Source organism: Kitasatospora sp. NPDC004240 (assembly GCF_053603215.1).
Window position 1 is genome coordinate 1 of sequence record NZ_JBSGFD010000121.1, and the last position, 26449, is coordinate 26449.

Consider the following 26449-nt stretch of genomic DNA (forward strand, 5'->3'; position numbering starts at 1 on the left):
GGCTTGAGCACGGCGAACCGAGTGCCGAAGGCGTGGTGTCAACGGGTGGCTGCCTGCGACTCGGCTTCGGCCGGCCTGGCGCTCGGCGTCGGCCCCGCGCTCTCCGCCCGAGCGCCCCGACCAGCCCACTGGTGTCCCGCTCTGTGGGCCCCGGTCTGCGAATCTCACCGGAGGCCACGGACACGCCGCAGGTCAACACCGAGGGCGCTCGGGGTGGGTCGGTTAGGTTCTGTCCGGCGGATCATGGCGGCATAGGCTCCAGGTCATGCACAGCACCCTGACGGAGCACGCCAGATGTCTCTACGGAGACGAGTACCGACCCACGCCGGAATGCGGGCTCGAACACGGGGAGCACTACTTCGTCGAGGAGCTGACGTTCGCCGACGCGGATTCGATCCTTGCCATGCTGCGTGAACTCTGCCCGCACGTGGTGGACGGCTTTCTGCCGGTCTGGATCCGGAATCTGGCCTATCGACTGGTGCTCTTGCAGCAGCCGGACGAACCGACACTGCTGCGGGAGGCTGCTGAGAATCTGTGGATGCACGGCCCGGACTGGGATCACATTGCAGAGGACTTCAAGAAGCGGGCCGACGCTCTGGAAGCAGACTGATCACGGCCTGAGCCAGAGGCGGATCGACGCAACGGTGACGGTGCCATGGAAGACGTAGGCGCGCTTGTCATACCGCGTTGCCACAGCCCGGGAGTGCTTGAGCCGGTTGATCGTGCGCTCGACCTCGTTCCTTCGCTTATACATCTCCTTGTCGAAGCCGGCGGGCCGGCCTCCTCGGCTGCCGCGGCGCCGACGGTTGGCCCGCTGGTCCTTCGGTTCCGGGATGGTGTGTTTGATCTGGCGTCTGCGCAGGTAGCGGCGGTTGCGGCGGGAGCTGTACGCCTTATCGCCGCCCAGGTGGTCGGGGCGGGTGCGCGGATGGCCACCGCCGGGGCGCTTGACCCTGATGCGTTCCAGGACGGGTATCAGCTGCGGGCTGTCGCCCCACTGACCGGGCGTGATCAGGAAGGCCAACGGCCGGCGGCCGCCTTCCCCGGCAAGGTGGATCTTGGAGGTCAGGCCGCCACGGGAGCGGCCGAGCCCTTCGTCGGGGCGGTGCTGCCGGGGCGTTGATCTCCGTTTCGGGATCCGGGGTGTTCTGCGCGGTGCACCGGCAGCGTGCTGGTGGGCCCGGCACGAGGTGGAGTCCACGCTCACCATGCTCCAGTCGATGCGCTCCTGAGAGTCCGCCTCGGCCTGGACGGCCTGGAGGATTCGTTCCCAGGTGCCGTCCGCCGACCACCGGCGGTGGCGCTCGTACACGGTCTTCCAGCTCCCGAACCGCTCCGGCAGGTCCCGCCACGGGACACCCGTACGGACCCGGAACAGGATCCCGTTGATCACCATCCGGTGATCACTCCAACGTCCACCCCGGCGGCCGGTCTTCGGCAGATGTGGTGCCAGGTGCACCCACTCGTCGTACGTAAGATCGCCCCGCGCCACGACCAGCACAATGGGCCACGCGAGGCGATCACATGATCCGCCGGACAGAACCTAGGGTGCTACCTGACGTGTGATCGGGGGGTCATGGGGAACGCGGGGTTGGTGCACCAGGTCCGGATGGTGCGGGCGGGTGCGGGGGATCCGGCGCTGATGGTGGCGGAGCTGCGCCGCAGCGCGCTGCTGGTCCTGCGCTGGGGCGAGGAGGCCGTGTGGACCTGCGACCACGGCGGGCTGCGCTGGATCCACGCCTTCACGAGTGAGGCCGAACTCGCCGCCTTCGCCCAGGCCAAGGGCCTGCCGCTGGAGGGGCTGCCCTACCTGACGGTCCTGGGCTCGCGGCTGCTGGACGTGGCCGTGCCCGCACTCGGGGTGCCGGGCGGGATCGCCCTGGACGCGGCCGGTACGCAGGGCATGCTCTTTCCGCCGATGCGTGGGATCGTGCCGGACGCGCTCGCCCTGGACGGCCCCACAGGCCCGCCCGGTGCGGCGGGTGCGGTCGCGCAGTAGCGGGTGGGTGTACGGAAGACGGTCGATCGGATACGGGGGGCGGTGGGTGTGGCTGATTTCGAGGTCGATCCGGAGACGCTGAAGCTGGCGGAGAAGGGCATCAACGAGGCGATCGACGAGATGCAGAAGCTCGGCATCGCCGGTCTGGCCGAGAGCGGACGCGGCTTCACCGAGCTGGAGCTGTCCGGCATGGACGCCGGGCACGGCCAGCTCAGCGCCGTCTTCGGCGAGTTCTGCGAGCGCTGGTCCTGGGGCGTGCGCTCCCTGGTCCAGCAGGGCTCCGCCGTCGCCGAGCGCCTCGGCCTGGCCGCCGGCTTCTACCACGAGCAGGAGCAATACGTGGACGGCCTGCTCAAGGGCACCGTCGCCGCCGCCATGGGCAACCCCCACCAGAGCGGCGAGCAGGCCGCCGGCAAGTCCTGGAACGACATCTGGGGCGACAACCCCTACACCCAGCTCACCAACCCCGACTTCTCCGCCGCCTCCGCCGCCCAGTCCGGCGAGAACATCAAGAACGCCTGGAAGGACGCCGCCAAGAGCAAACTCGAACAGCCCCAGGCCGTCGCAGGCTTCATCCACGGCACCGTGACGGGCCAGGACTCATGAGCGGCGGGGTTCTCGACGGGGTACTCGGGGCAGCGAACAAGTTCGTCGATGTCAACCTCAAGGCCGGCGCCGGACTCCTCAAGGGCGGCGCGAGCGCGGTCGGCGGGCTGCTGGAGGAGGTCGGCCTCGACGGCGCCGCCCAGTCCGTACGCGGCTGGGGCGACGACATGGCCGACGCCGGCGGCCTGCAGGTCGGCGAGGCCGAGCTCGACCAGAGCGACGACATACAACATCTGCTGCACGGCGACCCGAAGCGGATCGGCGAGGTCGCCGCGCACCTGAAGAAGTTCCACGACGCGTTCGAGAAAACCGGCACCGCCCTGGCCCGCCTGGACCACGAGCACTGGAAGGGCGAGGCGGCCGAGGCCTTCCGCGCCACCTTCACCCCGCAGCCCAAGGGCTGGCTGACAGCGGCGGACGCCTGCGGCAAGGCGGCCGCGGCACTGGAGAACTACGCGCACACCGTCACCTGGGCCCGCGGCCAGGCCCAGGAGGCCGTGGAGCTGTGGAAGGCGGCGCAGAAAAAGCTGGACGCCGCCGTCGCGCAGTGGCGCCAGGACGCCCTGACCTACAACCTGCGCGCGAAGGCGTACAACGCCATGCCGGCCGATCAGCGCCCGGCCACTCCGCCGGCCCGGCCCGAGGACTTCACCAACCCGGTGGAGGGGGAGTTCAAGGCGGCGCAGGAGAAGCTGGACGCCGCCCGCCGTCAGCGCGACTCCGCCGCCGCGACCGCTGTGCAGGCGGTGGGTGCGGCGATGGAGTCGGCCCCGGCCAAGCCCAGCTTGACCGAGCAGCTGAAGGCCGACATCTCCGACGGCCTGAGCGCCGCCCCCGTCGCCTTGCTGCACTTCGAGGGCGGAGTGCTGCAGGCCGGTACCGACCTGGTGAAGCTGGGCCGCAGCCTCAACCCGTACGACCCGTACAACATCTCCCACCCCCACAAGTACGTCGAGACCGTCAACACCACCCTCGCCGGTCTGATCACGGCGGGCGACCACCCGGTCGAGCTGGTGAAGGGCATCGTCGGCAGCGGCTGGGGCAGCGACCCCGCCGAGGCCGGCGGCAAGCTCGTCGGCAACCTCATCGGCGGAGGCGGAGGCGGCGGTACCGCCGCCAAGACCGCCGCCACTGCGGCTGCGAAGAACGTCGCCAAGGAAGCCGGGGAGCAGGCGGCGAAGGAGGGCGCCGAGCGGGCTGCGAAGGAGGCTGCGGACCGGGCCGCGAAGGAGGCGTTCGAAAAGGTCGGCAAGGACGCCGCTGCGAAGCCGCCGCTCGCCTCGCCGACCAACCCGGCCGGGCTGCCGGAGGGGTGGTTCATCGACCAGCCTGCCGCTCACCCGCCGGCGCATGCGCTGGAACCTCCGCAAAGCTTGCCGGTCAAGGAGCGGTCCCCTCTTCCGCCTGCCGCGGAACCGGCCGCGCCGCCGAAGCCGTTCGCGGACATCAACAGGAACCTCGACATCGAGGCCGAGGCAGCGCGCGAGGCCAAGCGGCTCGAGGTGCTGGCAGCCGAACGCGAACTCGCTGCGAAGGCGCGCGCCTTCGACGACATCGCCGCCAAGGAGTTCGGGGCCACGACATGGAACGACATCGCGGAAGCACTCCCCATCGACCAGAAGGAAGCGATCGCGAAGTACACCTGGGGATCGGACCAGGCCATCAACGGCGCCCTGCGCGGCGCAGGCCCGATCACACCCGAGGTCGCCCAGCTCATCCCCCGGCTGGACCGTGCTCTGGAGGCGCAGCGGCTCCCGGAGGCCGTGGTGATCAAGCGCGGTACCGATCTCGGCTACCTCGGCCTGGACGATCCGTTGAAGATGGAAGGGCACACCTTCACGGAGCGGGGGTACATGTCGACCTCGCTCGGTGACCTGCCTGCGATTTACGCGGGTCGGGAGGGCGTGCTGCACCTGACGGTTCCTGCCGGTACGCCCGGCATGTGGGTGGAAAAGGTCGGCCGGGTGGGAGCCGGGGAGGGCGAGCTGCTGCTCGGCCACGGTCTGAGGTGGCGGGTGGACCGTATTGTCCAGGTGGGAAATCAATACCATGTGTTCGGTGAGGTGCTGGGGTGAGCGGGATGGGTTCGACGGAGGACGGACAGCCGGTGAGTGAGGACCACATCACCCGCCGCATGACGGCGCCCCTGGAGTTCAAGCTCGTCGACTCCCCGCCCGAGTACAACGGCACGACCGACAAGCTGGTCGAGTACTACCTCACCTACTTCGAGGACCGGTACCCGACCGGCCTGCTGTGGGTGTGTGACGAGGACGACGCGGCCGGCTACGAGTGGTGGCGCGAGCTTCCGAACGAGAACGCCGCCGTCTTCTGGTACGGGAAGCTGCGGGGGGCCAAGGCGCGCGGCCTGAAGCCGTCCGAGGCCGTGCGCGAGCTGATGGCCGAACCTGGCACCCTGTTGTCCGGGCGCATCCTGCCCGGCTCCCGGACGAAGGCCGATCGGCTTGCCGACGTCATCGAACTGGCCCGCAACGGCACGCCCCTCAGGGAGGCGACCCGGCCCGACGGCTGGCGCCCCGACCCGCCCGTCGGCCCTGCCCAGGCCGAGGCGGCCCGCGCGAACGGCGGGTGGGTCTACCAGGTCGACGAGGGGCACGACCCGGCCGGGCGGGTGCCTGGGCATGCCGTCGTCGGCGCGTGGCAGAGCGACCCCGACGGGCGGCCCGTGCGGTTCTGGCACAACCCTCGCCACGGCGCCACGCCGGAGCCCGCCGCCGCGCCCATGCTCCCGCTCGGGGCCGGGCGCCGACCGGCCGGCCGTGCCCTGCTCGACTGGCTGGAGGACCCCCGCGCGCCCCGGCTGTGCCGGATCGCCGGTTCCTTCGGCAGCGGCCGCACCCACCTGCTCGCCTGGCTCGCCGCCACCTGCCCGCCCGACAACCGCAATCCGGATCGCCGCGTCGACGCCGTACTGGCGGCCGAGGGCCTGACCGTGCGCAGCGCCACCTGGCGGCTGGCCTCGCTGCTCAAGGTACTCGCCCGCACACCCGACGACCTGGTGGCGGCGCTGCAGGACGGCGTCACGCGCACGGTGGCGGTGACTGATCTCGACCGGGCGGGCGGGGGCCTGGTGCCGGATGCGGCGGAGCGGATCGCCGCCGAGGTGCTCGCGCCGCTGGCGCGGATTCCGTGGCTGCGGCTGGTGGTCGAGTGCGCCTCGGGCAGGCCGGCGGCGGCAGCGCTGCATGCGGCGGACCCGCGGGCCGCGGTGCTGGATCTGGACGACCCGCGCTGGACCGACCGCGACCGCTTCGCCGAGTGGTGCGCTGGCCTGGACGGAGCTCCGGTGGATCCGCAGGCGGTGTACCCGAACCCCGGCCTTGCCCTGCTCGCCGCCCGTACCCCCGCATCCGCGACACCCGGCGGCCCGGCCGGCGCACTTCAGGACCCGGCCACTGCCGGCTCGGCCGCGGTACCCGCTGACCGGGCTTCTGCCGTCCTCGCGGACTGGTGGCGGTCTCTGCCCCATGACGAGCTCGCAGCCGTCCGCACACTGTCCCAGGCTGGCCGCCCGCTGACGCCTACGGTGTGGGCCGCCCTGCCGGGGTCCGGCGGAACGGAGACCGTGCGGCGGGCCGCGGCCCGCCTGCTCCCGCCCGCCGCCGGTGCCTTCTCCGGCGACGCGCAGGCCCTGCTGCGGCCGGTGCCGCAGGTGGGGCACGTGCCTGCCGTCGACCACGCGGCCCTGGCGCAGGCGACGGCCGCGAGCATCCCGGTACTCGACGACGGCCGGCCGGACCTGGCCGCCGCCGACCCGGTCGTGCTGAGCGTCCTGTTGCAGCACACCGTGCAGACCGACTTCGCCGACCAGCTCCTGAACCACCCCGTCGTGCACGCACACGCCGACCCGGACGTCGTCACTGCGGCCTTCGAGCACGCCCGGGCCCGCGGCATCGCCGGCGAGGGCACCGGCCCGGCCGTGTACGCGGATGCGTGGGACCTCGCGGGCCCGGCCTGTACGGACTCGGTGAGCGCCCCCGAGCGTGCTTCCGTCCTGCACGCGCACCTCTCCGGCCACGCGCCGACGTCCGTCGCCCACATGCTGGTCGCCGTGTCCGGCCAGGCGTGGTGGGCCAAGTGGTCGCACCGGACGGGCGGGGAGCAGGTGCGTCTGCTCGCGGACGGCCGCGGGAGCCATGCTGGCGGCCTGGTCGTCGCCACCGACGGCGCGGTGCGTTTCCTCGACCCCCATCACGGCGGGCTGGTGGAGGGCGTCGAGCCGCTGCCGCTCCCGGGCGGCCGTCACGCGGCCCTGCTCGTCGAGGACGACGGCACTCTCGTCCTGCTCGGCCGCGACGGTGCCGTGGCCACCGTCCCCGCCACCGGCTCGCCGTCCGGCCGAGTGGGCGCCGTGCTCGACGACCTCACCCGCCGCAGCAACTGCGGCCTCACCGCGGCGGCGTGCGCCGAAGGAAACGACGGCCGGGTCCTCGCCATCGGCGACGACGCCGGCCACGTGTCGCACACCCTCACCGCGGGCGGCCGCCTCTACACCAAGAAGCTGCACCGCGGCCCGGTCACCGCCCTCGCCCTGGCCCCCACGGCGGGCGGACTGCTCCAGGTCAGCGGCGGCGACGACGGCACGGTCTGGCACTGGTACCACCGGGGCCTCGAACCGAGCTGCATCGACGCCCGCTACAGCGCCGTCACCGCCGTGGCCGCCACCGACACCCCCCACGGCATCCTCACCGCGACCGCCTGGTCCGACGGCCTCCTGCGAATGCACCGCCCCACCAACGACAACCCCGTCGACCTGTACCTCGGCCGCCCCATCACCGCCCTCACCGCCACACCCGACGGCCAGATCCACATCGCCCTCCCAGAAGCCGTCCTGGCCCTACGCCTACGCGGCTGGTCGACCAACTGATGAGAGACAGCCTCTGGCTCCACCTCCCTGGGGCGACAACACCTCCCACCCGATGGTCCGACAGGCGCCCTTCCCCTTCCTTGAGGGCTGATTTCCACGGGATCTCGGTGCAATGGTCCAGCGGACTGTGACGGAAGGGCACCTGCCTGCGCTCGCCGAGCTTGCGCGCCAGCGACCTGACTGGGCCAGGATCCGACCAGCAGGCACGCGAGCACGCCCTCGGCCTCCTGCAGGAACGACGCGGACCCTGCGCCCCCGTGGCCCGCGTGTGTGCCGGACCCGGCCTGGCCTCTGCCCGTCCTGCCCCCGGCCGCCCACCAGACGGCGCTGTAGGGTCGCCGGATGTACCACCAGCGCCACTCCAGCAACCAACCCGGTCACCGCGTCTCCCCAGCCAGCGACGAGCCGGCCGCCGACGACCGGGCGCTGTGGAACGAGACGGCCGCCGCCCTCGCAGCCGTCGGCATCGACCTCGTCCAAGCTGGCGACGGCCGCCCAGGGACAGTGCTACAACCCGGCCCCCGCGACCTGGCCGTGGTGGTGACCTGGCAGCCCACCGAGCAACACCCGCTGCCCGGTGGCGTCCTGGCCGTCAACATCTGCCGCACCCGCGACGCCGCCGAGCCCAGCACCCGTACGGTGACCAACCTGATCCTCCAAGCCCTCCTCGCGGACGCCGGACTGCGCACCACCTACATCGACGGACACCTGGTCGTCGTCCACCCCGACGTCCAGATCTCCCGTACCGGCGGCCAGGGCCGCTACCGCTCCTGTCCCCCGTCCGACACCCGCCGACCCGGCCCAACCGCCCCGACGGCGGCGGGCCGGCTGGCTGCGCCTGACCGGATCACGACGCGCCTGACCCGCCTCGGCGCAGCGCGTGAGCGTGTCAGGAAGTTCGTGTAAGTCCATGATCTGGGAGGCTGGCCGGGGCCTGGTCGAGGGGCTCTGGCCGGCCGGAACGGACAGGACATGGGCGAGAAGGAAAGACCGGTCGTCGAGCCGGTCGATGAGCGGTTGGTGGACGAGGTCGTCGAGCGGCTGATGAGCCGCGCGGACGCCTCAGGTGCGGCCCTGCTGGGCGAGGGCGGGCTGCTGACCCAGGTCACCAGGGCCGTGCTGGAGCGGGCCCTGGATGCGGAGATGACCGAGCACCTGGGCTACGAGAAACACGATCCGGCCGGCCGCGGCTCGGGCAACAGCCGCAACGGGACGTCGCCGAAGACCGTGCTGACCGATGTCGGGGCGGTGACGGTCGCGGTGCCGCGCGACCGCAACGGTGACTTCGAGCCGCGGCTGGTCCCGAAGAACGCCCGGCGCCTGGCGGGGTTCAACGAGCGGATCCTTTCGTTGTACGCACGTGGCATGTCGGTGCGCGACATCCGCTCCCACCTCGCCCAGATCTACGGTGTCGAGGTCAGCGCGGACCTGATCAGCAAGGTCACCGACGCCGTGGCGGACGAGCTGGCCGCCTGGCAGGACCGGCCGCTGGATGCGGTGTGGCCGATCATCTACATCGACGCGCTGTGGGTGAAGATCCGCTCCGGGTCGGTGAGTTCCAAGCCGGTCTACCTCGCGGTCGGGGTGGACATGGACAGCCGCAAGGACGTGCTGGGCCTGTGGGTCGGCGCGGAGGGCGAAGGCGCCACCGCATGGATGGCGGTGCTGTCCGAACTGCGCAACCGGGGCGTCGAGGATGTGTGCATCGTCTGCTGCGACGGGCTCAAGGGCCTGCCGGACGCGGTGACCGCCACCTGGCCCCGCGCGACGGTCCAGACGTGTGTGATCCACTTGATCAGAGCCTCGCTGCGGCTGTCCTCCGGCAGGGACCGCTCCAAGCTCGTGCCGGCCCTGCGGGCGATCTACAGCGCGCCGACGGAGCAGGCCGCCGAGCGGGCCCTGGACGAGCTGGCCGCCTCCGAGCTGGGCGAACGCTACCCGGCCGTGGTCCGCACCTGGCGGGCGGCCTGGACCGAGTTCACGCCCTACCTTGCATTCCCGCCCGCGATAAGGACGGTCGTCTACTCCACGAACATGGTCGAGTCGATCAACTCCCGACTACGGAAGGCCACCCGCAACCGGGGCCACTTCCCCTCCGAACAGGCCGCGTTGAAGGTGCTCTACCTCGCGGTGCGGGAACAGATCACCCCCAGGGCACGCGACATCAACCACGTCGCCGCACACTGGAAGGAGGCGCTGAACCAGTTCTCACTCTTCTTCGAGGACCGGCTCAGCATCCAATAATCCCAAGGCACTTACACGAGATCGCTTACACGCCCCTACCCTCAGCTGTCCTCTGCACGTGTGCCGAGGGAACGCAGGCAGGCCAGGATGTGGGCTGTTTCGGTGCCGGTCATGGCGGCTACCTCCTGCGCGGGCAGGCCGAGGGCGAGGTGCAGGAGGACGGTGTCCTGCAGGGCCGGTTCCAGGTGGGCGACAGGTCGCAGGGGCTTGGGTCCGGCAAGGAGGTGGACCCGTTGCCGTACGGCCTGCCAGACGCATTCGGCCGGGTTGGCGGCACCCAGGATGTCAGGCCAGTGTTCGGCGAGGTACTCGAAGGAGGCGCGTACGGCGAGATCGGCGTCGGCGGGGCCGAGGAGAAGATGGGCGTAGTCGAGGTAGCGCTGGTGGTAGAGGTCGTGCAGGGCGCGCAGGCCGATCGCGGGAAGGTGGCGGGTCGCGGTGGGGTGGGCGGGCTGGTGGGTGGGTGCGGTCGGCATGGGTCTCCCCCGGGTCGGGCGCGGGGCGGCGGGGTTGGTCGGGGTGTGCGCCGGTCAGCCGAAGGCGGCGGCGCTGTGGGTCGAGGCGGCGTTGGTATCCGGTGTCCAGGTGGGGTTGAGGGAGAGCTGGACGCGCTCCCACCAGGGGCGGACCTGGTCGGGGTGGCCGCGCAGGGCCTCCACCACGGCGGAGACGACGGACCAGGACTCCACGCCCCGCCCGTCGAGGACGGAGGCGACCTGGGAGACGGTCACGTGGCGGGTGGCGCGGCTGGCGACCTCCTGTTCGGGAGGGCAGGCCGAGGCGAGGTAGAGGCCCTGGACGGTTGCCTGGAGGCCGGCGGTGGCGTAGCGGTGAGCACCGGGCATGCCCGGCAGGAACGGCCGGGAGATCCCTTCCCCTCGGGCCGCCTGCCACAGCGGGCGCAGGTGGCCAGGGTCCCCGCCCAACGTGGTCACGATGTCCTGGACGGTCGGCCACGAGGGGAAACGCTCACCGGAGATGAGCCGGGAGACGAACGACGGTGAGAGGTCGGTCTCGCCAGCGATGCGGCTGATGGTCTTTCCGGAGGCGCGCTGCAGGTGGGACAGCGCACTGGTCAGCTGGGCCTCAGGGTCGGCGGGGCCGGCGGCCGGCACGGCGTGGCCGCCCGGGGCCCGGCGCCGGCGGGTGGCACCGGTACTGCGCCGTTTGGCGGCCTCGGCCGCGGTCCGCTGTCCGTGATGTTGAAGGGCGCGGCTTCCGTTCTCCGGCGACCACCGTGAGCGGGCCGTACCGCCGCTGACGGCGAGTATCTCCGACACCATGGCCCACGTGACCTTCCGCTCGCGGGCCTGAAGCACCACCGCGGCGGTGAGCGCGTCGAACTCCTTGCGCAGCAGGGCCAGCAGCTCAAGTTCGGCGCAGGGGCCGGTGCGGTCGTCCTGGGAGTCCGCGAGCCTCTGCAGGCGCCGGGACTGCGTCACGACCGCGCACGACAGCCTCGAGACAGCCGCGTCGTAGCGGCCGCGCTCCGGCTGGGGGCCGGCCTGGGCGGCCCGGCGCGCTGCCGCACGGCTGGAGGCGGCGCGGCAGCGGGAGGTGCAGAAGCGCGGCGGTCGCCCCTTGACGCTGTTGCGGGTGAAGTCACCGCCGCACTGCTGGCACACCAGGTTCTGCGGTCCCTCGGGCATGAAGGGTCCCTTCAACTGTCAGATTCGCGCTATAGGGTGAGGACGCCGCGCCGTTTACATCGCGGCGAAGAAGGATCTGACGCATTCACGCGTACGAAAAGCGGCCGACGCTCCCGGCCGGGAACCGTCCGCACGCCCGGGGCGCAGCACCGCGAAGGACACTGGGCTGCGCCCCGGGGGCGGGTGGTTGTCAGAGGCTGCGTCGCTGGTAGCAGACGTAGGAGCGGTTGGCGACGGTGCCGGCGGCGGCCAGGGTGAGGGCCGTGCTGTAGGAGAACGCCTGGCCGTTGATGACGACGGCCAGGGCGGCGGGAACGGCCACGAGGAGCCCGAACCTCAACATTGCCCAGCAGTCAACGGCCTGCCGGGTTTCACGAGGGCGCGGAGCAGGCATGTTAGTTTCGGGGCATCCCGCCGCCGGGAGCATGAGAGCCCGTCGGCCACTGCGGTCAAGAGTCATCGGAACTCCTTGATCGTGATGATGTGTCAGCGGTTGAGCCCCGGCCCCGGTTACCAGGCCATTGGTCCGGGGCTCTTCCGTATCGGGGACACTACCCCTCCGGCCGACACGCTGTGTCGCGCGTTCATCACGTAAACGAACCGCCGATACGACCGTTCAATCCCACAACCTCCCGGAAGCGGTCAGTACTGGTCGACGGTCACATGGGTCCGGTCGAACACGCGCAGGAAGCGACCCGAAGCGGCGGCGATCCGCTCATTTCAGCCAGTGCACGTGACAACCGGACGAAACTCAAAACCTCCCGCAACCGCAGCCACTCCACCTTCCCGGCACGCATTGCCTGAACGGGCATACCCCCCACAGTGGACACGCCCACCAGCTGGCCCACCGCCCCCGTGTCCCGGCCGGCCCTGCAGGGCCGGCGTCGGATATCCCCCACGAAGGCTCGGCCGAGAACACCACGCCGCGGACCGGCCTCTCTCCCGTACACCTGCCGCTTCGCCGGCAGGACGGCCACCGCGTCCTGTAGCCGCTCCTCAACCACGACGCAGTTCCCCACCGTGCAATACAGCCGCACCTGTCAGACAGCCACAGCTCCGCCTTCCACGGCCAGGCCACCAGCCCCCCGGGTAGCCTCTCGGACCGGCCGTCAGCTGCCCGAGTCAACCGCGCCCGGCGCCACGCCGCCAACCGGGTGACCAGTCACGGACCTCCACCTCGCGCACGGTAGGCCTGGCAGCATGATCACTTTCAATGTGCGGCGCGCCACCGCCGTACTCGCCGCCACCACAGGCCTACTGCTGCCCTGCACCGGCGTCGCCAGCGCCGAGTCCGCCACCCTGCACCGCGCGGCCGGCGACACGGTGACCACCACGCTATACGAAGCCATCGCAGCACTCCCCGTCGCCGACGAGAGCCGCGACGGGTACGTGCGCACGGCCTTCAAGCACTGGACCGACGCCGACAAGGACGGCTGCAACCCGCAAAGAGGTCCTGATCGAGGAAGCCATCGAAGCCCCCGAGGTCACCGCGGGCTGCACACTCGTCGGCGGCAGCTGGTTCTCCCCCTACGACAACACGGTCGTCACCAACCCCACCGGCCTCGACGTCGACCACGTCGTCCCCCTCGCAGAAGCCTGGGACTCGGGGCCTCCACCTGGAGCGCGAAGGAACGCGAGCTCTACGCCAACGACCTCGACGAACCCCGCGCCCTCATCGCCGTCACCGCCCGCTCCAACCGCTCCAAGGCCGACCAGGACGTCGCCCAGTGGCTGCCCCCGGCCACCGACTACCAGGGCCCCTACCTCACCCACTGGGCCGTCGTAAAAACCCGCTGGGGCCTCACCACCGACCCGGCCGAGAAGAACGCCCTGACCGACCTCTCCGCTGGCTGCACCAACGAGCCGATCACCCTCACACTCGCCCGCTGACCACCCCACCCGTGCGGCTGCGCCCCATCCCGCTGGGGTACAGCCGCACCGGGTGTCCGAGTGATGTCCTTCGCCCGGTCGGCTACGCGGGCACGACGGCCGCCGCGTCCTGCGGCCGCTCCTCGGCGACGATGCCGTTCTCCACGGCGGTGACGGTGCCGTGCTCGTCGGGCAGCCACAACTCGGCCGTGCGCGGCCGGGCCGCCGATCCCCGGCCGACAGCCTCCACCGTCGCCTTCCGAGCCATCAGCCGTCCCCACCCGTCGCCGAGTCCGAACCACTGCCCCGCGCTCACCCGCAGGCTCAGGTGAGCGCCGGGCCAGGGACCGGGGGTGAGCACGGCGGTGCCGGCGCGGCGCAGGTGCGCGGCGAGGCGGTCGAGGGCGCGGGACGAGACGGCCGGGCGGGGCGGCCAGGACGACGGGGCAGACCGCGGCGAGCGCGGCCAGAACCTCCGGGTAGTGGTCACCTGGCTGGTCGACAACTAGGAGGCGGCGCAGGTCGATCCCCGCGGCGTCCGCGGCGGCCAGGCCGAGGTCGGGCAGGCCGATGACGGCAGTGAACGCCGAGTCGTCGGCGGCCGCAGGGCCAGCCGCCAGGGCCAGGAGCAGCGAGTAGTCCGACGCCTGCGTGACGGTGCCCCTGGCCGGTCCTGCGCCGGGGTGCCAGCAGTGCGAGCGCGTCGACCACCGGCAGCAGGGTGGCCTGGTCACGGCTCGTCACACAGACCGTCCAGCCGTCGATCCAGGAACCGGCGCCGCCAGGTGCGGACCGTGTCGGCGGTGATCCCCAGCCGCCGGGCGACCTCGGCAATCGCATGCCCCTTGGCACTCTCCAACACGATCCGCGACCGCAGAGCCAGCGCCTGCGCGCTCGACCGCCGACGCACCCACGACTGCAACATCTCCCGCTCGGCATCGGCCAGCACCACCAGCGGGATCTTCGGTCCAGGACGACTCACACCAGACCAACGACGAATCTCCGACTCAGGACACTAGATCGGGGCGGGCGGTGGCCAACCTTGTACCTGGCCACCGGTACGCCGCTCGGGCCTGAGTCAGAGCGTGGCCTGGTCGGCCGAGGGGCCCCTTCCCGGGTTGGACGGCGTTGGACGTTGTCGGACGGACCTGGATCAGCCTGGATGCCTGGAGGTCTGGGCTGGTCACTGGCTGTCCGAAAGGCTTCTCGCGTGAAGGGCCGCACGCTGCGGCCGACACGGGGAGGACGACGTGACGCAGCACCGGTCGGGTGGGGCCTGGCACCGCTACGGCCCAGCAGGGCGGCAGAGTGGTTTCGGGATGGGCGCCGGGCGGTTCCCGCGCCCGGAGTTCAGCGTGCCGCTGGACGTGATCCGCGCCGATGGCGCTCCGCCGAATACGGTTCGGGCCCGGCTGCCTCTCGTGCCGGCCCGCCCGGCTGCGCCCCGCTCCGGTCGCCCGGCCCACCGGGCCCCGAGGTGCGGACGGCGGGGTTGGGTCACGGCGCTCGTGGGCACGGTGGCCTGCGCCGCCATGATGGCCGGAGCCGCGCTGGTCCAGCAGGACAAGCGGGTCACCGCGCGTCAGCCTGTTGTGGCTCAGGCCCTCGTCGAGCTGGCACCTGGTGTCCCGTCGTCTTCCGTTCCCGCCGGCGTTCCGGCCACCGGGCGGGGTTCGGCTGCTCCCCAGCCGCCGGCCGCCGCCGGTGAGCCGGTTGCGGGCGCTGCCAGCGCGTCACGGTCGCCGGCGACGCACACCGTGGTGCTGCGGCGGGGTGAGACCTTGTGGGAGCTGGCCAGGCGCCACCGGACCACCGTGGGGTACTTGCAGGAGCTGAACGGGCTGGGCCACTCGACACTGATCCGAGCCGGTGCCGCGTTCAAGGTGCCCGCCATTGCCGTGTCGGGCGCGACCTCCCCTGCTCTTCAGGCTGTCCCGGTGCCGGCTGCCGCCGGAGATCCGGGTGTCACCGCCCCTGCCGTCCCTGCCAGGCCCGGGCCTGGTCCGGCGCCCACGCAGGCAGGGGGCTCGCCGGGTGTCGTGGGACCAGGCGGTACCGCAGTCGCCTTCGCCACCAGGCAGGTCGGCAAGCCTTACCTCTGGGGCGCCGCCGGACCGGCTGCCTTCGACTGCTCGGGTTTGGTGATGCGGGCGTGGCAGAGCGCCGGTGTCACCTTGCCTCGCACCACCTGGGGCATGCGTCACGCCGGGGCGTCCACCACCCGCGACGCCTTGGTGCCCGGTGACCTCGTCATCACCAACGGCGGCGGGCACGTCCAGCTCTACATCGGCGACGGCAAGGTGGTTCACGCTCCTGGCCGGGGCAAGTCCGTCACCATCGCCGCGCTCCCGCCGGGCCCCACCGTCATTGCCTACCGGCACCCGGCGCCCGCAACGGGGTGAGGTGCCGGACCGGTTTCCCGCCCGCATACCGCCGACGACCGGGGACCGCGGTACAGGCGAACCGGCCGCGCCGGGCGGCGCGGCGCTGGTCCTCGATGCCTCGGGCCTTCGTGCGCCTGCCGTGCAGCGGCTGTGGCTACCAGCGGCACTGGGCGCGGGCGGCGGAGGCGGCGACGGTGTAGCTGTCGCCGTTGTTGAGAGCCTTGTTGCCGATGATCACACTGAACCAGCCGTCGGCGGGGACGGTCCATTCTCCGAGGGAGGCCCACTGGCCGCGGCGGCTGGCCTGGTCGATCCTCAGGTTTCCGGACAGGTGGGGGTACTCGTCGTTGTTGTCATCGATGGCGTAGGTGGCGGTGCCCGCCGCGTATGTGGTGTCAGGGATGTGGACCCAGAGGGTGCAGCTGGCTCCGGGGCGGCTGATCTTGAAGCGCCACGTGATGCCGTCGCTGGCGTAGTCGGCCTGGCCGGTGACCTGACGCCACAGGGCTTGGCCGTGGCAGCCGAGGTCCAGCGGCCCGCCTGCGGTCTGCTGCCACTGCGGGTCCGGGGAAATCCACTCGGCGTCGCAGCCGTAGCCGTGGACCTCGTTGTACTGCACGGTGGTCGGGCCTGAGGTGGTCTTGGCCGGGGCCGATGTGGGGGTGCTGCCTCCGCCGGGCTGCTGCCCGCCGCCACCCCCCGCTGCGGCACCTCCACCGGGTGCACCTGGTATCGGACCGCCGCTGCCGCCGGACGCACCGCCGGGCTGCTGCCCGCCGCCACCCCCCGCTGCGGCGCCACCACCGGGTGCACCTGGTATCGGACCGCCGCTGCCGCCGGACGCACCGCCGGGCTGCTGCCCGCCGCCACCCCCCGCTGCGGCGCCCTGGGCCGTGGCCGTGTCGGTGGGTGCCGGTGATGTGCTCGTTGGCGAGGGCGCACCGGTGGCGGCCGCCGTGGTGCTTGCGGAGGGTGCACCGGCGTTTGCCAGCGCCGGCGGAGCTGACAGGGCCGAGCCGCCCTCACCGTCGCGCAGGCGGGGAAGACCGAAGACCAAGGTGCACGTGATCACGGCGGCGGCGACTGCGGCCATCGCCGAGACAGGCTTCGGACGTCGGTACCAGGCCCGCTCCGGCGGTGGGCTTGCCGTACCGGAGCCGCCGCCCGCGCTTTTCCCGCGCTTCGCAACGTCGCTCTCGGGCAGGGAACCCGCGCCGGAGTGCAGATCACGGCTCGTGTCCGTGGTGTCCGTGGCCGGGGCCCGCTCAGGGGCGGGTGACTCGACGGTGTCGGCGCTGCGGTCGCCCTCCGAGGCAGCCGGGAGCGAGCCGACTGCGTGGGGCGTGCTTGGTGCGGTCGCCTCCTCGGCCCGGGCCGTGCCCGCCTTCCGGTCGCCGCTGCCCGCAGGGCGGCCGCCGGTGATCGCGCCCTCGACTGGTCCCTGCGGGTCCACCGCGGACTCGTCGGCGCCGGAGTCCGAGATCCTCGCCCGGACCGTACCGTGCGGTGCCTGGCCGGCCGGAGGCACAGCGGACGCGGCCGCATCGTCGGCTCCACGGGCGCCCTCGTCGCCGGCCTCGCAGGCCTCGCAGGCCTGGTCGTCCGGCGCGGCCTCTTCGGCGCGGGCCTCCCCCGCCGGCTCATGGCCGGCACCATCGGGAACAGATGCCTCGGTGGCGGGCCGATTGCGCCTGGCCTTCGCCGCGCGGGCCGCCAGCAGCAGCTCCATCAGCTCATCGCGGTTCGGTGCATCCACTGCCTGCAGGAAGGCCGTCAGGTTGTGCGGTGGCGGGAGTGGCCTGGCGCCACGCCAGTTGTCCACCGTGCTGCGGCTCGCCTTCCCGTTGGACTTCTTGGCCGCCCGAGCGATGCCGCCCAGTTCGGCCACCAGCCGTTCGAACGCCGTCTGGAACGCCACGATCGCGTCGTCCGTCGCGCCGGCCCTGTCCATCTCCCCCGCCACGCCTGTCCAATCCTCGCAAATCCGCAGGTCAATCGGGTTGGACGGTCCAACACGTCCAAACCTGTCCACGATCACCCCACAGCATGGTGGACGAGGACACCTAAGGGCCAGTCTGAAGGAGCGTCAACTCCGGCGCGAAATACGATCCTTCCTTCCTCAGGGAGCTTCTTCGCCATGCTCAGACACAGGATCCGCACGCTGATCGCCACCGGCGTGGCGACGCTCACGCTCGGCCTCATGACCGCCCCTGCGGCCCAGGCCGTCCCCGACACCTTCGATCGCTGGGAGAGCGGCAGCGGTCAGCGCTCCACCGGCCACAACACCACCGCATCCGGCAGTACGAAGGACGCCGTGTCGGAGGCGGTCGACAAGACCCGCAGCATCCTTCCCACCCTGAGCGTCACCAAGAGCACCTTCACGGACCTGGTGTCGAAGGTGGAGGCGCTCAGTGCGGTGGAGGTGGACGAGTACGTGTCCCGCCTGGCCGACAAGGAGCTGGAGACGCTCGGCTCCCACGCCAACTCCGGCAGCTCGCAGGAGTGGACCGTCCTGAGGATCCGGTTCGCCAACGCGGTCATCGCCAAGGCGTCCGAGGCGACCCTGACCCGGTTCGACAGGGTCCCGAGCTTCGTCCAACCCAAGCTCAAGAACGATGCCCGCACGGAGTGGAAGCCGGTACCGGCAGGCTGGACGCTCTACGGGACGGAGGGCAGGCCGAGCCTGGAGCACATGGACCAGCGCGCGCTCGCCGACTGCTACCTGTACGCGGAACTCGGGGCCGTCGCCGGAACGAACCCGTCGTTCCTCAAGAACCGGATCACCGAACTTCCCGAAGCCCCCGGCAGGTACAAGGTGACCCTGTACCTGCCGGACAACACACCCGTCGACATCCACGTCACCACCCACCTGCCCGTGTCCAAGGGGACGAGCATGTGGTGGGCCACGTACGGCGGCGCCAGCAATGCCGGGACCGGCTACTGGATGGGCCTGTACGAGAAGGCGTACGCCCAGTTCAAGGGCGGCTACTCGAAGCTTGAGAACCCCTGGTGGAGCGGATCTGCCCTCCAAACGCTCGTGGGCCAGGAATCCCGCAGGGAGGGCATGTTCTCGCCGCAGGGCGGCAGCCTGCCCAGTCTCGACCAACTCGCCAAGTGGAAGACCGAGAAGAAGCCCGTGGTCGTCAGCACACACGCCGGCTGGCTCTACTCGTTGGCACATTTGTTCGGAAGCGGGAATCCGGGGCAGGTCTACAGCCTCAAGAGCAACGGCAAGGGCGGGTACGAGCGGGACAAGAAGGGCGACTACTTCCACCTGAATCACGAGTACGTCGTCGAGTCGGTCGACACCGTGAACAAGACGCTGGTCCTCGTCAACCCTTGGGGCACGGACGAGACCTGGCAGAAGGAGCAGTTCCGGATCGAGGTCACGGAGGCGGACTACAAGGACGTGATCATGGACGCCGCCACCGTTCCACTACCCCCGGCACCGGAACCGGCCGCGTCGACGCCCACACCGACCACCCACACTGCGCAGGCGGATCCGACCGACCACCCCCAAGCGGCGCAGCAGACGCCCGCCCGGACTGAGGTGTCCGCGCCGTCGTCACAGCCACAGACCCCCGACCGAACCAGCCGGCTCCCGCTGCTCGGCGGCTCCGCCCAGCAGCAGGAGCAGCACGTGGGTACCGGCCGTCTGTTCCACACCCAGCGGCTGTCCGACGGATTCCTCGTCAAGAGCCAGGGCCGTCCAGGCGGCCCTAGGGCGGGCCAGGTCGACGGCAACGGCACTGAGCTGCGCATCGTCTGCCAGGCCCACGGTCCCGCCGAGGACGGCCAGCCCTACACCGTCTGGGACCGTCTCGAGGACGGCACCTGGGTCTACGACTTCTACACCACCACCCCCGGCAACGGCTTCGACGTCGGAATGCGTGACAGCGCCCACCCGCAGGCCAGCGGACTGCCGCTGTGCCCCGGCTGGAACTGACCCAACCCGTAGCCACTTCCTGCAGCCCGCCGGCCGAGCACGTCTGCGGCGGCGGGCCGCCCACCCACCGGTACTCAACCCATCCGGGAGAACCTCTTCATGTCCATCCTCACGCTTCGCGGGCTCGGCACCGCCCTGGCCGGCCTGCTCACCGCATGCCTGCTCACGGCCGCCGCCCCTCCCGCCGCCGAAGGCGGCCTCACCGCAACCGCCCGTGCCGAAGGCGGCATGACAAGCATCGCCCTGCACCGGCTGCCGGTCTCCGGCTCCGACGAAGAGCCCGAAGGCCCCTTCTCCGTACTGACCGCCGACTCCGCCACCGCCGTCTCCGAGAACCCGCTGTGGGCGAAGGCCAGCACCTTCTTCAACGGCGCGGGCGAGAAAGACGTCTGGAGGAAGTACGAGGGAGCGGCCGGCAGGACCGGCGACGACGGCATCGTCATGCTCCGCGTCTTCATCCCCCACAAGTACGCGGCCGGCCCGCTCCTCGAGGGCGACAACCGCGGGTTCACCAACGACCCGAGCGCCGGCTCCCGCGCCACCATCGTGTGGAACACCGCCACCGGAGATGTTGCGGTGACGGTGAGCCACTCCACGAGGCCGGACCCTGACCCGGCCACACCGCAGCCTCTCCGGTTCCTGGCCGGAGAGAAGACGATTCCGGCCCTTGGGCTGACCAACACCACCAGCATGGACGGCGCCTTCGCCGAACGTGACAAGGTCCGCTTCGACAACCGCGTCGGCCTCGACCCCGAATCCAAGACCACGGGCACGCTGCACGCCCGGCTGAGCCTGCTCAACTCCGCCACCAACGGACAGTGGTGGCCGGCCTTCGGCCAGGGCGCCTGGAGCGTCGACCAGGAGTTCACGATCGCCCGGATCGGGAACACATACCGGCTCACCCAGCTCACCGGCAACGGCTACCCGGCGATCGAGGCCTACTACTACCCCAGGTACGCGGCTGACAGCGCCGCCCAGTCCACCACCCTCGCACGTCGCAGCGTTGACCCGAACTTCCAGCACAGTGCGATCGACAACGGGGGTGGTCTCGCCGCCCTCGACAGCAACAGCTGGGTCACCTGCACGAGCAGCCACGTCCACAGCAACGGCTCCCGGTTCGGGCTCTCCGACCCCGGAAGCGACATCACCGTTCTCACCTGCCAGGACGTCGAAAAGACGATCTCGAAGATCTCCTGGGCCACCAGCTCCGACCAGGCCCAGGCCCTGTAGGAAGCAGCCCAGCCTCCACCAGGAGCGCCGTCAGCCGCCCCCGAGACCCCCAGCTCCGCCCCAACCGTAAGGAGTCCCCGCCGCACCGCTAACTCCCCGGCGCAGGTCAGCAGCCTGCGCCAGGGAGAAACGGGGTCAGGGGCGACGCCACCAGTAGCCTTTGCGCCTCTCCTCGGCGGCCGCGGCTTCAGCGGGGCGGCCCGCTCGCGCTCGCCTCCTGCCCGGGAGCACCACCGGCGCCCGCTGCGGCTGACCGTGGTCAGGTTCAGCCAGTACCTGGACTGGGGATGGCAGATCCAGCTGCCCCGCTCCCAGGGCGTCAGGGTGGTCACCCCGGGCGACAGCGCAGGCCCCGTGTTCAAGCTCGCCTCCAACCCGGACAAGGTCCTGGCGGGCGGCACCACCAACGGCCAGTGCAAGAGGTTGCCGGCTACGCGATGCAGGTGCACATCACGGCTCACGAGGGCCGTGTGGGGCCCGCACGATCCGAAGTAAAGCCCACGGCGAAGCCCTGGCGGCCAACCGACACGATCGACACACTGACGGGGCGTCAATTCACGAGCCCGGCAGACGTCCAGCGCCGCCCCGCTTCTCACTCTCTTTCCAGGAGTCGACCATGAGCACCCCCCATTCGCCGACCGGACCGGGGCACCCGGACCCCGTGCTGGCCGAACTCGCCGACGCCACCGGTCTGGGCCCCCACGAGGCGTCGTTCCGGGCTGGCCCACAGGCCTTCGACTTCAAGCGTCTGGTCATCGGGGCGTTCGTCCTGTTCGGGCTCCACTTCGCGACGACCCACGGCATGGACGATCCGGCCCCGAAGGGCGAGCCACTCGCCCTCGGCGTCCTCGCCACCGCCCTGGGACTGTGGACGATCATGGCACCCCTGGTCGCGACCCGCCGTCACCTCCACCTGTTCGAGAACGGCTTCATCCACGTCAACGGCGAACGGCACGAGGCGTTCCACCTCGACCGGCTCCAGGCCTTCCAGCAGAAGGCAACCGAGCACTACGTCAACGGCGGCTACCAGGGGACCAGCCACGACATCACCGTCCGGCGCGCGGACGGCCTCAAGCTCACCCTCACCAACCGCTACAGCGACATCGGAGAGTTCGCACGCGCCGTCGCCGCCAAATACTCCGCCCGGCGCCTGCCCCGCCTCATCGAGGCCTGCCACTGCGGCGAAGACGTGCCCTTCGGACCACTGACGATCAACCTGCAGGGCCTGCGCAAGGGCCGCAAGACCCTGCCGTGGGACCAGGTCGAGCGCGTGGTCCTCCACAAGGGCCGCCTCAAGATCCACCGTACCGGCGCTTTCATGGCCTGGGCCGACGTGAGCTCCGACGCCGTCGCCGGCATCACCGACTTCAACGCCCTGCTCCAACTGTGCTGCGGCCAGCAGATCGACTCCACCACCGAACCCATCGCCCTTCCCACCCCACCCAACCGACACCCCCACGCCATCCCCGACGCCCCGCCCCACGACGGCGACCCGCTCCCCCGCATCCCCGCCCCCGAACACCTGGCCTCCTGCACCGGCGACGAACACACCTGCCCCGACACGGCCGGGCACCACACCGCCCACCAACAAGCCCTCCAGGCCCTCGACGAAGCCCACCGACTGCCCGCCTTCCACGGCATCCACCACGCCGGCTGGGCCACCGACACCCTGCGCCGCCTCGGCCACCACGAGGAAGAGCAGCAGGCCTCGCGCCTGGCCCGCCAACACCTGCACACACTCGCCGGCACACCGGTGCTCCCCCCGGGCATCAAGCGGTCCACGCTCATCACCGCCCGCCAGGTCGCCGTCAGCCTCAGCGAAAGCCGCCGCCCCATCGCCGAGCAGATCACCCACGCCCGCGCCTGGGCCGACCTCGCCGCGAGGCTCGGCCACGACCCCGCCCCCGCCCCCGCCACGACATGGCTGAACCGGCTGATCGCCTGGCGCAACGGCGACACCGACCCCACCGGCACTCTCACCTGACAACCCGCGGGACACACCACACCCCGCCAGCACGGCACACGAGCCCGACACCCCGGGGCCTCACAACCACTGCTTGATCGCGGACAACGGGTCTGTCACGGCCGCGCGCGTGCCAGATAGTTCGCGCAAGTCCGTAATCCGGGAGGCTGGCCGGGCCTGGCCAAGGACTCTGGCCAGCCGGAACGGACGGGCGGTACCGTCCGTGTGCTCGCTCGTTGGCCAGGTATGGACACCGCTCCCCACACCCTCGGCGACCCGGCCCAGAAGATCGCCGACATCGTCGGTCAGGTCGACCGCCCCGAGGACCATCTCGCCGGGCTGCGCCCGGTCGCCGCCCCGGCCGGAGCGATGAGGGCCGCGCTGCTGCTGGAAGAGGTCGAGGTGCAGCCTGGCCAGAGTCAGCGGATGCGGACGAACACGCGCGGTGTCCACGCTGCCTTGGCGTCGGCGTCGTCGACGGCGGTCAGCGTCACCCCGCACCCCCGCCCGGACCGGCCTGCGCAGCGCCGCCCGCGCCCGTGTGCGCGGCTTCCCCCGCGTCGTCGGCGTGCTCGGGGAGCAGGCGCAGGACGGCGGGGTCGGTGACGACCCAGGCGGCCTGTTTGTCCTCGCCCCAGCGGGCGTACGCGATCCACGGCATCCCGGGAGCGGGCCGGCGGCGGGCGCCGACCAGTACCGAACGCCAGGCGCCGCCCGTGCGCAGCCAGGCCAGGCGCCAGCAGCGTTCGGTGAGGTCGGTGGCGGGCGGGCCTGCGAGTTCGCGCGGCACCGCGACGGCGTCGCGCCATGTGCCGAAGTAGGGGCCGGTGGCGGGGGCCGGGTCGGCGGGCTCGGGCAGGGGCCGGATGGTGGCCTCGTCGTACAGGAACCAGCCCCACCCCTCCTGGCCCGCGCCGGCGCCGTCCTCGCCCCAGGCCACGTGGACGACCCAGACCGCGGCGCCGGGCGGGCGTCGCCACACCGTGAGCAGTCCCGGCCGCCACCCGCCGTCGAGGCGGATCTCCACCAGCCGCCACCGCCGCACGTCCCGGTGCGCGCCGGGCAGCGTCATCAGCTCACGCGGCGCCCGCTGCGCGTCCCCGCGCACGGGGTCGGGGCGCACGGGGCGGGAGAAGGGAACAGCCGAGGTCATAGAACTATTGTTCGATATCGGGTTCGAGTGATCAACCGTCAGCTACGCCTGTCACCCCTGTGGCGGCGTGCTGTGCCGAAGCACGATGGGTGTCAGCAGGGCAGGTCTGGTGTCACCACGGGCGTCGAACGGGGCGCAGGGCGTAGGCCTGACTGTGCTGTCCTCACGAAGCTGACCGATCTCAGCGAACTTGATCAAGGCTGGCGAACGTCAGTCGGGGCCTCTGCGTAGTGCAGGCGGCGGTGTGGCCGATTCGCGCTCTATCCAGCGCGCCATGCAAGTGATGGGCTGGTCGTTGTGGCGGGGATTGTTGCGGCCGTTGTTGCCGTCGTCGGAGCAATAGTCAATACCTGTGGATGGCTTGGTCAGTGCGGTGGGTTGGTTCCCCGGATGGCCTGCCAGTGGGAGCCCGAGGTGGCTGACGTGAGGTGCTCGGCTCCTGTGCCTCGGAGGGTCACGAGCGCGGTGTGGACGGGGTCGAGCTCCTCGACCGAACGTCCGAAGTAGGCGAGGATCTGCGTCAGCTCCAGCTGGATGGCGTCTGCCGAGTCGCGGATGTGGTCGAAGCGGGCGCCACGGCGAACCGGCCCGATCATGCAGCGCACGGTGGCGGTGGCCTCGGCGGGGTTCACGATGGTGACCTGATCGATCGCCAGTTCCACCTCGGCCATGTGGCTGCCGGGGGCGTGGGGCTCGGTCATGCCGCCACCTCGGCGCGCTCGACTAGGACGCCGTTCGAAGCGGGCGCCGGCGCGGACCAGGGACACCAGGTGGGCGCCTGGCCGAGCCGGACCTTCGGGTGGACCCCGTCGGCCCACACGTAGACGTAGTCGCGGTTGGACAGGTCGCGGTCCTGGAAGGCGGCGTGGTCGTCGCTCCACTGCTTTGTCAGCCGGGTCACCGTCGCCGGCGACAGGCCGGACGTGCCGCCGAGGAACTGCTCCAGTGCGGGCACGAAGTCCCCGGACGACAGTCCGTGCAGGTAGAGCAGCGGCAGTACCTCGGAAATCTTCGGCGACTTGCGGCACCACGGCGCCAGGATCTTCGAGGAGAACCGCTTGCGCTCGCCGGTGGTGCCATCGACGCGGCGATCGTTGACGCGGGGCGCGTTGACCTCGACCGGGCCGGCGGCGGTGACGACGGTACGGGGCCGGTGGTGGCCGTTGCGGACGACCAGGCGTCGCCCGCGCTCGTCGGTCTCCGCGGTCAACTCGGCTATGTACTGGTTGACTTCCGCCTCCAGCGCGGCGGCCAGCATGCGGCGGGCGCCTTCGCGGACGATCTCGTCGATCAGGGAGCCGGACTGGGTGGAGCCGTCGTCGGTGACTACGCTGAGCACGGGCGTGCCTTCCCGACCCGCGCTGCGAACGCGGGCCTACTCGGAGACCATCAAAGGATCATTCGGGAAGGTACGCCCTCCGCGTGCCCTCCCGGAACCGATCCACAGGTCTTGAGCATTGCTCTGGATCGGTGGATCGCGCCTTGCTGGTCGATGACGTAATGAGTGCCTCCGCCGTTGGAGGCGAACACCAGGCCGCGCTCGCTCTCGGAGATGACGACCGGGCCTTCTTCCACGAATCGCTGCGTCACGTCATGCGCGGAGTGGACGAAGTAGCCGTTGCCGACGTCGCCGAGCGCCACCTCACCGATCGAGTCGTAGAAGGCCGCCAAGCCGTAGGTGGCCAAGGACTCATGGTCGCGTCCGCTGCCGGGCCTGGCCGCCTCAGTAGCGACGCGGACCTCGTTGACGCCGAGCGGATAGCCGTGTGTGGCTTCGAACGTCGAGGTCATCGTGGCCACTGCGGCGGTGATGTCGGCCCGCCACAGTGAGAGCCAGGTGTGGTGATCCATGCCGCGAGTCACAGCTCAGGCCTTCGGGTGCAGGATGGCCTCGGCGATCTGCTGCACGCGTTCCATGGTGATCCCCGTTCGCTGTTCGACCGCGAGCGGGTGGTCGGTCGGCTCAAGTTCTATGAAGGGTCGCTCGCCGACGGCACGGGTGTGAAGCATGGTCTTCAGGTTGATCGTCGACGGCGAGTACAGGGGCAGGTCCGTCGACAGCCAGCCGAAGTACGCGGGCTCCGACTCGCGGCCAGGGGTTTCCCACAACTCACTCGCGCGCTCGAAGTTCTTCCCGCTGAGCGAGACCCACACGCCCCATGAGAAGACGTCGTCTCGGCCGATGACCGGCAGCTCGATCAGGCCTCGTACGAAGAAGGCCTCGTCCTGGATCACGCACTGGTCGGACGAGAGGACGCAGCCCGCCGCCTGCTCCATTCCGGGCTGCCAGTAGGCAGGTGCCGGGCTGGAGAAGTTCAGGGGAATCTCTTCATGGCGTTCGCCACAGCAGGTGCACGTGAATCCAAGATCGGCTGTCGGCAACGGCTGAAATCGGGCCGGTCTGATCGGTTCAATTGTGGGCCATTGTGCGGTCTTGTTCAGCCGTTGTTGGTGGTCGGGGTGCGGCCGAGTTCGCGGCCGCGCATGCGGTAGGACTCGCCTTTGAGGGAGTGGACCTCGG

23 protein-coding genes and 2 pseudogenes are annotated in these 26449 nt (G+C 71.1%); 12 read left to right on the forward strand and 13 right to left on the reverse strand.

The annotated features are described in order from the left end of the window. Positions 1–265: 265 nt before the first annotated feature. Positions 266–610, forward strand: coding sequence for a hypothetical protein (locus tag ACWEQL_RS27750; protein WP_452153053.1), 345 nt, complete (start codon positions 266–268; stop codon positions 608–610). Here ACWEQL_RS27750 and ACWEQL_RS27755 read toward each other — a convergent pair whose 3' ends face one another. Further along, complete coding sequence (locus tag ACWEQL_RS27755; RefSeq protein ID WP_452153054.1) at positions 611–1492, reverse strand: IS5 family transposase; 882 nt, start codon at positions 1490–1492, stop codon at positions 611–613. It lies immediately after the preceding gene. Between the two features lie 102 nt (positions 1493–1594). Between ACWEQL_RS27755 and ACWEQL_RS27760 the strand changes: the two genes are divergently transcribed. From ACWEQL_RS27760 to ACWEQL_RS27785, 6 genes are all read left to right on the forward strand, one after another. Further along, positions 1595–1999 (forward strand): hypothetical protein, encoded by a 405-nt coding sequence (locus ACWEQL_RS27760; protein WP_452153075.1) that lies wholly within the window; start codon positions 1595–1597, stop codon positions 1997–1999. 48 nt (positions 2000–2047) lie between these two features. Beyond that, the gene (locus ACWEQL_RS27765; protein WP_452153055.1) at positions 2048–2605 is read left to right on the forward strand and encodes a hypothetical protein; all 558 of its coding nucleotides are present in this window, start codon (positions 2048–2050) and stop codon (positions 2603–2605) included. After that, a complete protein-coding gene (locus ACWEQL_RS27770; RefSeq protein ID WP_452153056.1) occupies positions 2602–4680 on the forward strand; it encodes a putative T7SS-secreted protein in 2079 nt (692 codons plus the stop codon). The genes ACWEQL_RS27765 and ACWEQL_RS27770 overlap by 4 nt, the downstream gene beginning before the upstream one ends. A gap of 32 nt (positions 4681–4712) precedes the next feature. After that, on the forward strand, positions 4713–7490 hold the full coding sequence (locus ACWEQL_RS27775) for a hypothetical protein (protein WP_452153057.1): 2778 nt from the start codon (positions 4713–4715) through the stop codon (positions 7488–7490). Positions 7491–7832: 342 nt separating this feature from the next. Continuing rightward, positions 7833–8396, forward strand: coding sequence for a hypothetical protein (locus tag ACWEQL_RS27780; protein ID WP_452153058.1), 564 nt, complete (start codon positions 7833–7835; stop codon positions 8394–8396). A 66-nt stretch (positions 8397–8462) separates the two neighbouring features. Beyond that, complete coding sequence (locus tag ACWEQL_RS27785) at positions 8463–9734, forward strand: IS256 family transposase (RefSeq protein ID WP_452153059.1); 1272 nt, start codon at positions 8463–8465, stop codon at positions 9732–9734. Between the two features lie 41 nt (positions 9735–9775). Here ACWEQL_RS27785 and ACWEQL_RS27790 read toward each other — a convergent pair whose 3' ends face one another. The 3 genes from ACWEQL_RS27790 to ACWEQL_RS27800 all read right to left on the reverse strand — a co-directional run bounded on the left by ACWEQL_RS27790 (position 9776) and on the right by ACWEQL_RS27800 (position 11705). After that, positions 9776–10210 (reverse strand): hypothetical protein, encoded by a 435-nt coding sequence (locus tag ACWEQL_RS27790; protein WP_452153060.1) that lies wholly within the window; start codon positions 10208–10210, stop codon positions 9776–9778. A gap of 54 nt (positions 10211–10264) precedes the next feature. Beyond that, positions 10265–11383, reverse strand: coding sequence for a helix-turn-helix domain-containing protein (locus ACWEQL_RS27795; RefSeq protein WP_452153061.1), 1119 nt, complete (start codon positions 11381–11383; stop codon positions 10265–10267). Positions 11384–11573: 190 nt separating this feature from the next. Beyond that, entirely contained in the window at positions 11574–11705 is a 132-nt protein-coding gene (locus ACWEQL_RS27800) for a hypothetical protein (RefSeq protein WP_452153062.1), read from the reverse strand. A gap of 878 nt (positions 11706–12583) precedes the next feature. Here ACWEQL_RS27800 and ACWEQL_RS27805 point away from each other — a divergent pair. Further along, positions 12584–13273, forward strand: a pseudogene (locus tag ACWEQL_RS27805) (HNH endonuclease family protein). An 82-nt stretch (positions 13274–13355) separates the two neighbouring features. On the opposite strand, the gene ACWEQL_RS27810 reads toward ACWEQL_RS27805, so the two are convergent. Continuing rightward, positions 13356–13742 carry a hypothetical protein gene (locus ACWEQL_RS27810; protein WP_452153063.1) on the reverse strand — a complete coding sequence of 129 codons (387 nt, stop codon included), beginning with the start codon at positions 13740–13742 and terminating at the stop codon, positions 13356–13358. A gap of 240 nt (positions 13743–13982) precedes the next feature. Next, on the reverse strand, positions 13983–14204 hold the full coding sequence (locus ACWEQL_RS27815; RefSeq protein ID WP_452153064.1) for a helix-turn-helix domain-containing protein: 222 nt from the start codon (positions 14202–14204) through the stop codon (positions 13983–13985). Between the two features lie 556 nt (positions 14205–14760). Between ACWEQL_RS27815 and ACWEQL_RS27820 the strand changes: the two genes are divergently transcribed. After that, positions 14761–15654, forward strand: a complete 894-nt coding sequence (locus tag ACWEQL_RS27820; RefSeq protein WP_452153065.1) for an NlpC/P60 family protein — start codon at positions 14761–14763, stop codon at positions 15652–15654. 136 nt (positions 15655–15790) lie between these two features. Here the strand turns inward: ACWEQL_RS27820 and ACWEQL_RS27825 are convergent, their stop codons facing one another. After that, a complete protein-coding gene (locus ACWEQL_RS27825) occupies positions 15791–17599 on the reverse strand; it encodes a hypothetical protein (RefSeq protein WP_452153066.1) in 1809 nt (602 codons plus the stop codon). Between the two features lie 174 nt (positions 17600–17773). Between ACWEQL_RS27825 and ACWEQL_RS27830 the strand changes: the two genes are divergently transcribed. The 3 genes from ACWEQL_RS27830 (at position 17774) to ACWEQL_RS27840 (ending at position 22796) form a co-directional block, all read left to right on the forward strand. After that, complete coding sequence (locus ACWEQL_RS27830) at positions 17774–19582, forward strand: C2 family cysteine protease (RefSeq protein WP_452153067.1); 1809 nt, start codon at positions 17774–17776, stop codon at positions 19580–19582. Positions 19583–19681: 99 nt separating this feature from the next. After that, entirely contained in the window at positions 19682–20812 is a 1131-nt protein-coding gene (locus tag ACWEQL_RS27835) for a hypothetical protein (RefSeq protein WP_452153068.1), read from the forward strand. A 616-nt stretch (positions 20813–21428) separates the two neighbouring features. Then, a complete protein-coding gene (locus ACWEQL_RS27840) occupies positions 21429–22796 on the forward strand; it encodes a DUF6585 family protein (protein ID WP_452153069.1) in 1368 nt (455 codons plus the stop codon). 60 nt (positions 22797–22856) lie between these two features. Here ACWEQL_RS27840 and ACWEQL_RS27845 read toward each other — a convergent pair whose 3' ends face one another. The 6 genes and pseudogenes from ACWEQL_RS27845 to ACWEQL_RS27870 all read right to left on the reverse strand — a co-directional run. Further along, positions 22857–23228, reverse strand: coding sequence for a hypothetical protein (locus ACWEQL_RS27845; protein WP_452153070.1), 372 nt, complete (start codon positions 23226–23228; stop codon positions 22857–22859). A 37-nt stretch (positions 23229–23265) separates the two neighbouring features. Then, positions 23266–23928 carry a hypothetical protein gene (locus ACWEQL_RS27850; protein ID WP_452153071.1) on the reverse strand — a complete coding sequence of 221 codons (663 nt, stop codon included), beginning with the start codon at positions 23926–23928 and terminating at the stop codon, positions 23266–23268. A 365-nt stretch (positions 23929–24293) separates the two neighbouring features. Next, entirely contained in the window at positions 24294–24629 is a 336-nt protein-coding gene (locus tag ACWEQL_RS27855; RefSeq protein ID WP_452153072.1) for a hypothetical protein, read from the reverse strand. Positions 24630–24706: 77 nt separating this feature from the next. Next, a pseudogene (locus tag ACWEQL_RS27860) lies at positions 24707–25267 on the reverse strand (transposase); the annotation flags it as partial. 50 nt (positions 25268–25317) lie between these two features. Beyond that, positions 25318–25779 carry a hypothetical protein gene (locus ACWEQL_RS27865; protein ID WP_452153073.1) on the reverse strand — a complete coding sequence of 154 codons (462 nt, stop codon included), beginning with the start codon at positions 25777–25779 and terminating at the stop codon, positions 25318–25320. A gap of 15 nt (positions 25780–25794) precedes the next feature. Further along, positions 25795–26449, reverse strand: a 655-nt coding sequence (locus ACWEQL_RS27870) for a DUF2199 domain-containing protein (RefSeq protein ID WP_452153074.1), incomplete at its 5' end; no start/stop codon positions are given.